Raw genomic sequence first — 12,024 nt, 5'->3', positions numbered from 1 at the left:
CACTAAGTAAGACAGCAATCAGGCCGTGCGCTTCATGCGCACGGCGATGGCGCCCCAGCCGGCGCGTATCATGCCGACGAGGCCGCTCGGATAGACGAGCATCACGACGATGATCAGCAAGGCCGTGATCATCGGCCGCCAGGCGCCGAAATCGGCCATCGCCTCGCCAAAGACCGTCAGCACGAAGGACGCGATGATCGCGCCGTAGATCGTGCTCGCGCCGCCGAGCAGCACCATCGACAGGATGATCGTGGCGAGGCTCATGCCGAATACGTCGACCGAGGCATTGCGCTGGTAGGCGGCGTAGAAGGCGCCCGCCATGCCGGTGAAGAAGGCGCTGGCGGCGAGCGTGATCATGCGCTGGCGCACCAGCGACATGCCGCGGCTGATTGCGTATTCCTCATTGTCGCGCAGCGCAACGACGCCCGCTCCCAGCCGCGAGCGGACGAAGACGCGCAGGAAGATCGTGCTGGCGACCAGCAGGCCGAGCGCGATGTAGAAATAGGCGAACTTGCCGTCGCGGATCATGTTGTGGTCGAACCAGTAGAGCCCCGGCACGCGCACCAGGCCCTGCGTGCCACCGGTGATCGCGGACTGGCTGATGACGATCTGCATCACCAGTTGCGCAAAGCCGAACGTCACCAGGATGATGTAGATGCCCTTCAGCCGCAGGATCGGAATGGTCACCAACACCGCGGCGACGGTTGCGATCACGCCGCCGGCGAACAGTGCCAGCCACGGATCGAGGCCGACCAGCTTGGTCAGCAGGCTGTAGGCGTAGACGCCGATGCCGAACAGCGCCAGATGGCCGAAATTGAACACGCCGCCATAGCCGAGGCTGAGGTCCCAGTTGGATGCGACCACGGCGTAGATGAACACCATGATCAGCACATGCCGGCTGTAGGTGTCTCCGATGACGAGGGGCAGCAGCGCCAGCACCAGTAGGGCGATGGCGAAACCGATGGCCTCTTGCTTCCACGGCGTGCGGCCAGGGGAGACGGGAACGGCGCGGATCGGAATGGCGGGGGCGACGGCGTCGGTCATGCGAGTCCTCGGGAACGGCTGGCGAAGATGCCTTCGGGGCGCACCATCAGGATCAGGATGAGCACGGCGAACAGCAGCGTGGGCGTCCAGTAGAGCCCGAAATAATAGTTACAGGCGGCCTCGAAGAAGCCGATCAGATAGGCGGCGAAGATCGGCCCCGAGACGCTGGAGATGCCGCCGAAAACAACGACGATCAGCGCCTTCAGCAAGGGATCGCTGCCCATCACCGGCGACATGAAGCGATAGCCGCCGATGAAGATGCCGGCGAGGCCGGCCAGTGACGCGGCAATGCCGAAGGCGAGACCGTAGAGCGCGGTCACGTTGAGGCCGACGAGATGGCTCGCATCCTCGTTCTGGGCCACGGCGCGCATGGCAAGACCAAGCCGGGTGCGGTTCAGGAACAGCCAGAGCGCGCCGAGGATGATCGGCGTGATGACGATGATGGCGATCTGGTGCAGCGAGACGCCGACGCCGCCAATGGTCGCATTACCGGAGATCAGGCTCGGCAACTGCTTGGAGCGCGGGCCCCAGAAGGTCAGCGCGCCGTTCTCGATCAGCGAGCCCGCAGCCAACGTCGTGATGACGACGACCAGCACGATGTTGGGCCGGCCGATCAGCGGGCGCACCACGCTCGCCTGCAGAAGCCAGCCGACGCCGCCCAGGACGACGATCGCCAGCGGAAACGCCGCCCAGGCCGGCAGGCCGATCTCGATCAGCTGCCAGGCGACATAGGCGCCCAGCATCATCAAGACGCCATGGCTGAAATTGAACACGCCGATGGTGGTCCACACCAGCGCCAGTCCCACCGCCATCATCGCGTAGAGAGAGCCCTGGAACAGGCCGCCAAAGGCGATATCGGCGAATGCGCTGCTCATGCCGGAGCCCCTTCTGTCGGCGCGAAGGCCGGGATCTGCCGCGCCGGTGGCACCACCGGGGAGCGAGGAAAGCGAATGTCACGCGATGCGCTTGCAGTCTGCATCGGTGCCCTCAATGGCCGAAATACATCGACATGATCTCTTCATGACCGAGGCTCTTTTCGCCCGGCTTGATTTCGGTCGATACCGCGCCGTGGTCGATCAGGTAGAGCTGCTGGCTGAGCTCCAGCAGGAACTCGATGTCCTGCTCGACGACGATCAGCGGCACGCCACCGCGCGAGATCTCCAGAACCGAGGCGCAGAGCTCGTCCTTGATCTTGGGCGCGAGGCCGAGGGTCGGCTCGTCGAGGATCAGCAGGCGCGGATGGCTCATCAACGCGGTTCCGATCGACACCATCTGCCGTTCGCCGCCCGAAAGCGTCCGCACCTTCTGGCGCCAGCGCTCGGCGAGCTTGGGGAAGAGCTTCACGACCTTCTCGCGGTTCTCTTCCTCATGCGGACGGGCATGCGGCGAGAAGGCGCCGAGCGCCATGCAATCGCCGATCGAGAGATCCGGAAACAGCCGGTTGCCCTGCGGCACATGGATGAGGCCACGGGCAACGATGCTGCGGGCGCTCTCGCCGGCGATGTCGACGCCGTCAAAGACGACGCGGCCGGATTGCGGCTTCAGCAGGCCCGACACGACCCGGAGCAGCGTCGTCTTGCCATGGCCATTCGGGCCAAACAGACCGACATTGCCAAAGCGGCCGGCTTCCAGCGTGATGTCGCGCAGCACCGTGACGCGGCCATAGCCGGCGGTGACGCCTTCGATGGAAAGGATGGGATTGCTCACGCGTCGGGCCTCCGGGTGCCCAGATAGGCTTCGACCACGCGGGGATCGGAAATGACCGTCTTCGGGTCGCCCGCCGCCAGAACGGTTCCCTGATTCAGAACAAGGAGATGCTGCGAGAGGCTCATCAGGAAGGTCAGGACGTGCTCGATCAGGACGATGGTGATGCCGCGCCCGGCAATGCGCCGGATGAGACCGATCGAGGTCTCGATCTCCGGCTTGGTCAGGCTCGAAGCGGGCTCGTCGAGAAGAAGCATGCGGGGCTCCATCGCGATCGCGGTGGCGAGCATCAGGCATTTGCGATCGAACACCGAAAGCTCGCCCGCCAGCCGGCCGAACTGCGCAGGCCCCAGACCCACGAATTCGAGCGCCTCGGCCGCTGCCTCGCGCACGGCCACCGACTTGCGGGCCGGGCCGCCATATCCGGCGCCGATAACGGCGTTCTCGAACACGGTCAGACCGTCGAAGCTCGTCTCGCGCTGGAACGTCCGCGCCAGCCCGAGCCGGGCGATGTCGTTGCCGGACTTCCTATGGATATCGGTGCCGTCAAACCGTATCCGGCCCTTGTCGGGGCCGAACGGTATGCCGGTGATGACATTGAACAGCGTGCTCTTGCCGCTGCCATTCGGGCCGGCGACCCCGAAGATCTCGCCGGCCTGCACCTGAAAAGAGACGCCGTCGACGGCTTTCAGCGAACCAAAAGCCTTCGACACGCCATCCAGCTCTAGAAGAGCCATCGCCTACTTCATCCAGGGCTGGATCTTGAATTCGCCGGTTGCGTAGGCAGCGGGCGAAATCAGGGTGCGTTCGCCATCCCAGATCTGGAAGAAGGTGATTGGGATATAGTCGTCGCCCTGCATCGCCAGGTGGGTGGCCGGATCGAACTTCAGGCGGCCCTGCGCGGTCTGCTTGTCGGTCTCGCCCAGCGCCTTCATGATTCCGGCGTGGTCGGACGGGTCGCCAACCTTCTTCAGCGCGTCGAAATAGACATTGGCGATCTCGTAGAGACCGACGCCATAGGTGCCGCTCTCGACGCCGAACTTGGCCTTGAACTTGCCGGCGACCTCGGCCGCGCGCGGGTTCTTCGGCGTCGTCAGCGCGCCGCCCAGCAGGTTGTAGATCACGCCGTTGGAGTTCTTGCCGGTCAGCTGGACGAACTCCGGCACGCTCGGCGCATACTGCAGGAAGACCAGGCTCTTGGTCGGCTGCTCCAGGAACTGGTTCAGGAACGAGGCCGAATTGCCGGGCAGGTAATCGGTATTGATGATCAGGTCCGGAACATTCTCACGGACCTTGGCGAGGATCGAACGCCAATCGGTCACTTCGCCGAACGGCACGATCTCGTCGACCGTGATCGTCCAGCCCTTCTCGGTGAAGGTCTTCTTCATGCCTTCCGAGATCGTCTTCGAATAGGCGTTGTCGGACGAGATGATCGCGACCTTCTTGGTCGGCAGCGAGATCTTGCCATCGGCCGCCAACTTCTCGGCGAACGAGGTCACATCCGTGTTGTAGGCGTCGAAGGAGGGCGTCAGGGACCAGCAGCAGCCATACTTGTCCGGCGCCGGCGCGATGATGTCCTTGGTCTGCTGCGACGTCGCCGCCAGCATATAGGGCATCTCGGCTTCGGCCATGTTGTCGATCTCGAAATTCGAGAGACTGGCGTAGCCGGTCATCATGAAGTGCACGTCCGGATCGCCCAGCAGGCGCTCGACGGCGCTGGTGACGTTGCTGGCCGACTGGTCCTTCACGTCGCCGATCGCGAGCTCGAACGTATGACCGTTGATACCGCCGGCTGCGTTGACCTCGTCGATCGCCATCTGCGCACCGCGCTGGTATTCCTGACCATCCGCCGCGGCGGGACCGGTCAGCGGCGCGAGCAGGCCGAGCTTGACGACGTCGGCGAAGGCCGGCGCGCTTGCGAAGATCGTCGCCATCGCCGTGCCCAGGATGACCTTTCGCAGGCGGCTTGTCTTGGAATGGGAAACCATGGTCGCGACCCCTCTTATTCGACCTGTGCACTTGCGTGCGATAATTGACAATCTACGCATATGCAGCTTCTTTTGAAAAGATAGTTTCACAGTCTTGAGCTGCCTGAAGACGCTGGTGCCACAAGCGAAATCTTCATGCCGCGCCCTTGTGCAGATGCCGCTGAAACCGGCAGATTCTTTGCGGAGATCCGGATGACGATCCCTACCAGCACGATCCAGACCAGCCATGGCGACATCGCCTATCGCGAGACCTCCGGAACCGGCACCGCCGTGCTTCTCATCCATGGCAATTCGTCGTCCGGCGCCGTCTTCCGCAACCAGATGAACGGGCCGCTGGGCGAGCGCTATCGCATTATCGCGCCGGACCTGCCCGGCCATGGCGCCTCGTCCGACGCGATCGATCCGAAGCGCTCCTATTCGATGGAAGGCTATGCCGACGCGATGACCGAGTTTCTCGGCCTGCTCGGCATCGAGAAGGCGATCGTCTTCGGCTGGTCGCTGGGCGGCCATATCGGCCTGGAAATGATCGACCGCTATCCCGGCTTGCTCGGCCTGATGATCACCGGCACGCCGCCGGTCTCGGCGGCCGAGGTCGGACTCGGCTTCAAGCCGAGCGAACATATGGGCCTCGCCGGCAAGCAAGACTTCAGCGACGCCGATGTCGAAGCCTATGCGCGCAGCACGTGCGGCGAGCCGTTTGAATCCTTCCTGCTCGACACGGTCGCCCGCACCGATGGCCGCGCCCGCCGGCTGATGTTCGAGAGCTTCGCGGCGGGAACCGGCCGCGACCAGAGCGCCATCGTCGGCGGCCCGACGCCGCCGATCGCCGTCCTGAACGGGCTCGACGAACCCTTCGTCAACACGGAGTTCGTCGCCAACGTGACCTATTCCAATCTCTGGGAAGGCAAGGCGCACGAGTTGGACAATTCCGGCCACGCGCCTTTCTGGGATGCCCCAGACCGCTTCGACCCGATCTTCGCGCGCTTCCTCGAAAGCGTCGACGACCGCGCCTGATCGCGAGCTCACGGCGGGCGGCGTCGCCAAGCGGCGCGGCTCCGGCTATGGATGAGCGCCTGCCGATTCCGGCTCTCGCATTCGTTCAGGAACCGCGCCCGACATGCCGCCTGCCCTTTCCGACCTGCTGACGGCGCAGCAGCCCTTCGTCCTGCTGGAAGACCGCCTCACCACTCCGGCGACGGCAATGCTCTATGTAGATCCCGTTGAGATCATCCGCTGCGACGAAGCGGCGGATGTCGAGGCCTCGCTCCAGCGGATCGAGGCCGGGCTGGCGCAGGGGCTGCATGCCGCGGGCTTCTTCAGCTACGAGCTCGGCTACGCGCTGCAGGAGCGCCTTGTTGCCTCGATGCCAGCCGGGCGAATGCTACCACTGCTCTGGTTCGGCCTGTTCCGCGAACCAACGCGCATTCCATCCTCGGAACTGGACGCCTTCTTCGGCGCCCTCGCCCCGCCCCCGCCGCTTGGCGATGCGCTGCCGAGGCTGGACGCTGAAGGACATGCGGCGCGGATCGCCCGCATCCTCGACTATCTGCGCGAGGGCGACGCCTACCAAGTCAATCTCACCTTCCCGATCGATTTCCGCTACAGCGGCGACCCGCTGGCGCTCTATGCGGCGCTGCGCGCGAGCCAGCCCGTCTCGCATGGCGGCCTCGTCCGCTTCGACGAGGCAACGATCCTGTCGGTATCGCCGGAGCTCTTCCTCGATATCGACAACGGCCGCGCCACCACGCGGCCGATGAAGGGCACGGTGCCACGCCAGAACACGCTGGAGGCCGACGAACGGGCGAAGGCGGAGCTCAGCGCCGATCCGAAACAGCGGGCCGAGAACCTGATGATCGTCGACCTGCTGCGCAACGATCTGAGCCGGATCAGCGAGGTCGGGTCCGTCGAGGTTTCCAACCTGTTCAACGTCGAGAGCTATCCGACCTTCCACGCCATGGCGTCGACGGTGACCTCCCGCCTGCTGCCCGGCACCTCTCTCCGAGATTGGATTCTGGCCGTCTTTCCCTGCGGCTCGATCACTGGCGCGCCGAAACTGCGCGCCATGCAGATCATCCGCGAACTGGAGGACGCGCCGCGCGAGGTCTATACCGGCTCGATCGGCGCTCTGGCGCCCAATGGCGACCTGCGCCTCAACGTGGCGATCCGCACGGCGACGCTGCTGCCCGACGGCACGGGGCGCTACGATGTCGGCAGCGGCATTGTCACGGATTCGGAAGCCTCGGCCGAATATGCCGAATGCCTGCTCAAGGCGCGGGTCCTGACCAATCTCGCCGAAGACTACGGCCTGATCGAAACGCTGCGCTGGTCGCAGGAGACCGGCTTCGAGCGGTTCGATCTGCACCTGGCCCGCCTCGCCAGATCGGCGGAGGCGCTCGGCTTCCACTTCGACCGCGCCGAAATCGAAGCCCGTTTTGCCGCGCTCGCCGCGACGCTTCCCGTCGAAGGCGCGCGAAGGGTTCGGCTCGAGCTGCGCCGAAGCGGTGCGTTCGACCTGATCGCGCCCGCGCTCGCGCCCGAGCCGGATCGCCCGGTCACCACCCTGTTCGCCAGCCTGCGTGCCGATAGCGCCGACCCGTTCCTGCGCCACAAGACGACGCGCCGGCAGCTCTACGATGCAGCCTTCGCCGAGGCGACCGCCAAGGGCGCCGACGAAGCGATCCTGCTCAATCGCGCCGGCTTCGTGACGGAAGCGACCCGCAGCAATGTCTTCGTCGAGCGAGACGGCCTGCTGCTGACGCCGCCGCTCACCGACGGCCTCCTGCCCGGCATCCTGCGCCAGCACCTGCTGGAAACGGGGGCTGCGATCGAACGGCAGATCACCCCCAAAGACCTCGCCACCGCTTCCCGCTGGTTCCTCGGCAACAGCCTGAGAGGGTTGCGGCCAGGGCAGCTGGCCTAGCGCAGACAACCATCCCAACTCTTCGAAAGCACGCCTGCAGCCCGTCTGCCATGCTATGGTCGCCGCGAAGCGCATCATCACGAACGGATTGAACCATGGCCAAGCGAGCCGGGAGCGCGGATCTGCCGCTGCATGGCGGGCATGTGCCGCGCTGGCTCTCCGACCGGATGACGAAGCTCGGCGCCGTGATCAGCGAGGCGATCGTGCAGGAATATGGTCGCGACGAACTGTTGCGCCGGCTTGCCCATCCGTTCTGGTTCCAGTCCTTCGGCGCCGTCATGGGCATGGACTGGCACTCGTCCGGCATCACCACCAGCGTGCTCGGGGCGCTGAAGCGCGGACTGACGCCGCTTTCCCGCGAACTCGGCATCCATGTCTGCGGCGGCAAGGGACGGCATTCCCGCCAGACGCCGCAGGAACTGATCGGGATCGGCGAGCGGGTCGGTTTCGACGGAATGGCGCTGGCCAAGGCCAGCCGACTGGTTGCCAAGGTCGACAGCGCGGCCATCCAGGATGGGTTCGATCTCTATCTGCACGGCTTCATCGTCACCGATGACGGCCATTGGGTGGTCGTGCAGCAGGGCATGAACGACGACACGCATCAGGCGCGCCGCTATCACTGGCTGTCCGAGGGGCTGACGAGCTTCGTCGAGGCGCCGCATGCGGCGATCGACGGCGTGCAACAGGGCGAAATCGTCAACCTGACCGACAAGCGCGCCGAGGCCTCACGCTCCGGCCAACTCACCATGCTCGCCGATCTCGGGCCCGACAAGATCGCGCTGGAGTTCGCCGCGCTGCGCGCCGAGACGGCCCCGCCGCCGCCCGCGACCGACCAGATGCTGCTGCCGCATCTGATCATGCCGGCGCATCATGACGTGCGTTCCAGCGACGTCGTGACGAGACGGCTGCATGGGGCGCTGGCCGCAGCGGCCGACCAGGGGCCGGCCGATTTCGCGGATCTGCTGTTGGTGCCGGGCGTCGGCGCCCGGACGGTGCAGGCGCTGGCGATGGTGGCGGAAGTGGTGCATGGCGCGCCCTATCGCTTCAGCGACCCGGCCCGCTTCTCCTTCGCGCATGGCGGCAAGGACCGCCACCCCTTCCCCGTGCCGCTCCGCGTCTATGACCACACGATCCGCGTCATGACCTCGGCCGTCCAGAAGGCGAAGCTCGGCGAGGCGGAAGAGATGGCGGCACTGAAGCGGCTCGACGAGCAGGCCCGCCGGCTGGAACGCGTCGCAACCGGGCCGAGCGTCGAGGAAATGATCGCCGACGAGCGCGAACGGTCGGCAAGCTATGCCGGCCGCAGCGTGTTTGGCTGGGAGTAGCGGCCCGCCCCGTTTTCAAGGTTCCGGACAGGCCGCTCATCCCGCGCCAGACAGGCCTCAGGCGGCGCGGGCGGCCGCATGGCGGGCATTGAGCCGGGCGGCAAGCGCGCGAGCCCGGTCGATCGACTCGGCGCGATCGGCATCGAAGCGCTCGCCGATCTCCATGATCAGCGCCGTGCCGGGCAGCACGTCGATGGTGTCGAACACGTTTTCCCACGGCAGGTCGCCCCAGCCGAGCGGCAGGTGCAGATCGCCGATGCCCAGCGCGATCGCCTCGCTCTGGTGGTAGAATTTCGACATGGTGTAGGGGCGGCCGAAGCTGTCATGCACATGCAGATGGCCGGCGACCGGCCCCATCGCCGCGACCTCGGCCAGCAAATCGCCGCCGGTCCGGGTCGCCTCGATATAGGCGTGGCCGAAATCGATGGTGGCGACGAGATAGGGATGGTGGATCGCCTGGACGGTCGCGGCGACCTCGGACGGCTGCTGGCGATACATCTCGTCATCGACGGCGAAGATGTTTTCGAGCGCGATGCGAACGCCATGCTTGCCGCCGAAATCGGCGAGTTCCTTCAGCGCGTCTTCCTGCATCCGGTCATAGCCGGCGATGACGCGAGCCGGCGCCATGGGCGCATGGCCGCTGTGATGGACCAGCGTGTCCGACCCGACGCGATGGCTGAGCTCGACCATCGCCTTGGCGGCGGCCATCTGGAATTCGAGGTTCGGCGCGTCCATGAAGTTGGAGACGATCAGCCCATGCACCGTATAGCGCAGCGGGAACTTGGCGCAGATGTCGACCAGCCGCCTGGCGCGCGCTTCGAGCACCCGGCCGCCCGAGATCAAATCGTCGCCGCACAAAGACAATTCGGCGACATCCGCGCCGAGTTCGACGATGCGGGCAAGCGACGCCTCGATGTGGTTCATGTCGCCCTCGCCGGACGTGGTGGCGAAGCCGATATGCGTGATGAGATCTTTCGTCATGACTTGTCTCTCGAAACGGGGATCAAAGGGAGGCGGCAGCGAGCGGCTGTGACGTGAGGGCGTCGATGCGCTTGCCCGTGTCGGCGGCGAACAGGTGGATATCGGCCGGATCGATCTCGACACCGACGGCATCGCCGGTCTCGAAGGAAGCGGGGCCGCTGAGCGCGACCGCGAAGGAAAGGCCGTCGAAATCGGTGTGCACGACCCGACCGGCGCCTAGTTCCTCGATGAAATCGACCGTGGCAGGGAGCGATCCGGGCGTGCCGGGGGCGACGAGCCGGGCAGCTTCCGCGCGGACGCCCAGCGTGACCTTGTGGCCGACCAGGCGAGCGTCGATCGCGCCCGGCAGCGGGATGCGGCGCTGCTCGTCATAGACGAAGACGCCATGCCGATCGATCGCGCCTTCCATCAGGTTCATCGATGGCGAGCCGACGAAATTGGCGACGAAGCGGGTGGCCGGACGATTATAGACCTCGGCCGGTGTGCCGACCTGTTCGATCCGGCCGCCATTCATGACGACCAGCCGATCGCCCATCGTCATCGCCTCGGTCTGGTCATGCGTCACGAAGACGGAGGTGGCGCCGAGCCGGCGATGCAGGCGGCGGATCTCGGCGCGCATGGCGACGCGCAGCTTGGCGTCGAGGTTGGAGAGCGGCTCGTCGAACAGGAACACCTTCGGCTCCCGCACGATGGCGCGGCCCATGGCGACGCGCTGGCGCTGGCCGCCGGAAAGGGCTGCCGGCCTGCGGTCGAGGAAGGCTTCGAGACCGACGACCTTGGCGGTGGCGGCGACCCGCTTCGCCCGCTCGGCCTTCGGTACGCCGGCGACCTTGAGCGCATAGCCGATATTCTCGGCAACGGTCATGTGCGGATAGAGCGCGTAGTTCTGGAAAACCATGGCGCAGCCGCGTTCGCGGGGTTCCATCTTGTTAACCAGTTTGCCGTCGATCCAGATCTCGCCGCCGGAGATCTCCTCCAGCCCGGCGATCATGCGCAGCAAGGTGGACTTGCCGCAGCCGGACGGCCCCAGGATGACGATGAACTCGCCGGTGGCGATTTCGAGGTCGACCCCGTGCACCACCGCGTTCCTGGCATAGGCCTTCTTGACGCCTTTGATGGCGATCGATGACATCGGATTGTCCTTCTACTTCTCGGTCGAGATCAGGCCGCGCACGAACCAGCGCTGCATCACGATCACGACGATGAGCGGCGGTGCCATGATGATGAGCGTCCCCGCCATGGCGACGTTCCAGTCCGGCAAGCCGAATTCGGAGGGAATGAGGTGCTTCAGCTGCGTCACGGCGATGCCGAAATTCGGATCGGTGGTGATGAGCAAGGGCCAGAGATACTGGTTCCACGACCAGACGAACATGATGGTGAAGAGCGCGATCATGTTGGGCTTGGACAGCGGGAACAGGATGTCGACGAAGAAGCGGACGGGACCCGAGCCATCCATCTTCGCGGCTTCCGCCAGCTCGTCCGGCACCGTCAGGTAGAACTGGCGGTAGAGGAAGGTGCCGGTCGCAGTGGCGACGAGCGGCAGGATCAGGCCGGGGTAGGAATTGAGCAGGCCCCACTCCAGCTTGACCTGCAGTCCGGAAACGGCGTGGATCAGCCAGGAGATGCCGGTGATATCCAGGATCGCCTGGAACGGCGCCAGCGCGTTGGCCGCCACCGCATAGGTCGGCACGATGCGCACTTCGAGCGGCAGCATCAGGGTGACGAAGATCACCCAGAACATCAGCATCCGGCCGGGAAAGCGGAAATAGACGATGGCGAAGGCCGCCATCGACGACAGCAGCACCTTGCCGGCCGCCACCGTTCCCGCGAACACGAATGAATTGAGCAGCTTGCGGCCGAGATCCGCCCGGACCCAGGCCTCGTGCAGGTTGGTGAGCAGGTCGGAGCCTGGCACCAGCGACATCGGCACCGTGTTGACGGCGCGGATGTCGTGCGTCGCCGCCACGATGACGATCAAGAAGGGAAACAGCACCGTCAGCAGGCCGATCAGGAGAACGATCTGGCAGACGACGTTGAAGATTGGCGTGCGTTCGACCATCGG

11 protein-coding genes are annotated in these 12,024 nt (G+C 65.4%); 3 read left to right on the top strand and 8 right to left on the bottom strand.

What is annotated here, in order from left to right; translation table 11 throughout:
- Window positions 1–18: 18 nt before the first annotated feature.
- The 5 genes from ABIE08_RS02720 to ABIE08_RS02700 all read right to left on the bottom strand — a co-directional run bounded on the left by ABIE08_RS02720 (window position 19) and on the right by ABIE08_RS02700 (window position 4,736).
- Window positions 19–1,044, bottom strand: coding sequence for a branched-chain amino acid ABC transporter permease (locus tag ABIE08_RS02720; protein ID WP_354548576.1), 1,026 nt, complete (start codon window positions 1,042–1,044; stop codon window positions 19–21).
- Complete coding sequence (locus ABIE08_RS02715) at window positions 1,041–1,919, bottom strand: branched-chain amino acid ABC transporter permease (protein WP_354548574.1); 879 nt, start codon at window positions 1,917–1,919, stop codon at window positions 1,041–1,043. Before ABIE08_RS02715 ends, ABIE08_RS02720 begins: the two co-directional genes overlap by 4 nt.
- A 112-nt stretch (window positions 1,920–2,031) precedes the next feature.
- The gene (locus tag ABIE08_RS02710) at window positions 2,032–2,751 is read right to left on the bottom strand and encodes an ABC transporter ATP-binding protein (RefSeq protein ID WP_266331943.1); all 720 of its coding nucleotides are present in this window, start codon (window positions 2,749–2,751) and stop codon (window positions 2,032–2,034) included.
- Window positions 2,748–3,485 (bottom strand): ABC transporter ATP-binding protein, encoded by a 738-nt coding sequence (locus ABIE08_RS02705; RefSeq protein WP_354548572.1) that lies wholly within the window; start codon window positions 3,483–3,485, stop codon window positions 2,748–2,750. Before ABIE08_RS02705 ends, ABIE08_RS02710 begins: the two co-directional genes overlap by 4 nt.
- Before the next feature lie 3 nt (window positions 3,486–3,488).
- Window positions 3,489–4,736, bottom strand: coding sequence for an ABC transporter substrate-binding protein (locus ABIE08_RS02700; RefSeq protein WP_354548571.1), 1,248 nt, complete (start codon window positions 4,734–4,736; stop codon window positions 3,489–3,491).
- Window positions 4,737–4,928: 192 nt separating this feature from the next.
- Here ABIE08_RS02700 and ABIE08_RS02695 point away from each other — a divergent pair, with 192 nt between their 5' ends.
- The 3 genes from ABIE08_RS02695 to ABIE08_RS02685 all read left to right on the top strand — a co-directional run bounded on the left by ABIE08_RS02695 (window position 4,929) and on the right by ABIE08_RS02685 (window position 8,981).
- Window positions 4,929–5,750, top strand: a complete 822-nt coding sequence (locus ABIE08_RS02695; RefSeq protein WP_354548569.1) for an alpha/beta fold hydrolase — start codon at window positions 4,929–4,931, stop codon at window positions 5,748–5,750.
- A 103-nt stretch (window positions 5,751–5,853) separates the two neighbouring features.
- A complete protein-coding gene (locus ABIE08_RS02690) occupies window positions 5,854–7,656 on the top strand; it encodes an aminodeoxychorismate synthase component I (protein WP_354548567.1) in 1,803 nt (600 codons plus the stop codon).
- Window positions 7,657–7,751: 95 nt separating this feature from the next.
- Window positions 7,752–8,981, top strand: coding sequence for a DUF763 domain-containing protein (locus ABIE08_RS02685; RefSeq protein WP_354548565.1), 1,230 nt, complete (start codon window positions 7,752–7,754; stop codon window positions 8,979–8,981).
- Between the two features lie 57 nt (window positions 8,982–9,038).
- On the opposite strand, the gene ABIE08_RS02680 is transcribed toward ABIE08_RS02685, so the two are convergent.
- Genes ABIE08_RS02680 through ABIE08_RS02670 form a run of 3 tightly spaced genes read right to left on the bottom strand, consistent with a single transcriptional unit; the run spans window position 9,039 to window position 12,021 of the window.
- Window positions 9,039–9,962: a sugar phosphate isomerase/epimerase family protein gene (locus ABIE08_RS02680; protein WP_354548563.1), complete on the bottom strand. Its 924-nt coding sequence runs from the start codon at window positions 9,960–9,962 to the stop codon at window positions 9,039–9,041.
- Between the two features lie 22 nt (window positions 9,963–9,984).
- Window positions 9,985–11,094 (bottom strand): sn-glycerol-3-phosphate ABC transporter ATP-binding protein UgpC, encoded by a 1,110-nt coding sequence (gene ugpC / locus ABIE08_RS02675; protein WP_354548561.1) that lies wholly within the window; start codon window positions 11,092–11,094, stop codon window positions 9,985–9,987.
- A gap of 12 nt (window positions 11,095–11,106) precedes the next feature.
- Entirely contained in the window at window positions 11,107–12,021 is a 915-nt protein-coding gene (locus ABIE08_RS02670; protein ID WP_354548560.1) for an ABC transporter permease subunit, read from the bottom strand.
- Window positions 12,022–12,024: the final 3 nt, after the last annotated feature.

It is taken from the genome of Kaistia defluvii (assembly GCF_040548815.1).
Lineage (GTDB): Bacteria > Pseudomonadota > Alphaproteobacteria > Rhizobiales > Kaistiaceae > Kaistia > Kaistia defluvii_A.
Note: the sequence above shows the minus strand (reverse complement) of the source record. Positions and strands in the feature narration are given on the sequence as shown.

Bases quoted from the DNA above. Each gene is read 5' to 3' on its own strand.
- ABIE08_RS02720 (WP_354548576.1), bottom strand. From the start codon at position 1,044: ATGACCGACGCCGTCGCCCCCGCCATTCCGATCCGCGCCGTTCCCGTC.
- ABIE08_RS02715 (WP_354548574.1), bottom strand. From the start codon at position 1,919: ATGAGCAGCGCATTCGCCGATATCGCCTTTGGCGGCCTGTTCCAGGGC.
- ABIE08_RS02705 (WP_354548572.1), bottom strand. From the start codon at position 3,485: ATGGCTCTTCTAGAGCTGGATGGCGTGTCGAAGGCTTTTGGTTCGCTG.
- ABIE08_RS02700 (WP_354548571.1), bottom strand. From the start codon at position 4,736: ATGGTTTCCCATTCCAAGACAAGCCGCCTGCGAAAGGTCATCCTGGGC.
- ABIE08_RS02695 (WP_354548569.1), top strand. From the start codon at position 4,929: ATGACGATCCCTACCAGCACGATCCAGACCAGCCATGGCGACATCGCC.
- ABIE08_RS02690 (WP_354548567.1), top strand. From the start codon at position 5,854: ATGCCGCCTGCCCTTTCCGACCTGCTGACGGCGCAGCAGCCCTTCGTC.
- ABIE08_RS02685 (WP_354548565.1), top strand. From the start codon at position 7,752: ATGGCCAAGCGAGCCGGGAGCGCGGATCTGCCGCTGCATGGCGGGCAT.
- ABIE08_RS02680 (WP_354548563.1), bottom strand. From the start codon at position 9,962: ATGACGAAAGATCTCATCACGCATATCGGCTTCGCCACCACGTCCGGC.
- ugpC (WP_354548561.1), bottom strand. From the start codon at position 11,094: ATGTCATCGATCGCCATCAAAGGCGTCAAGAAGGCCTATGCCAGGAAC.
- ABIE08_RS02670 (WP_354548560.1), bottom strand. From the start codon at position 12,021: ATGGTCGAACGCACGCCAATCTTCAACGTCGTCTGCCAGATCGTTCTC.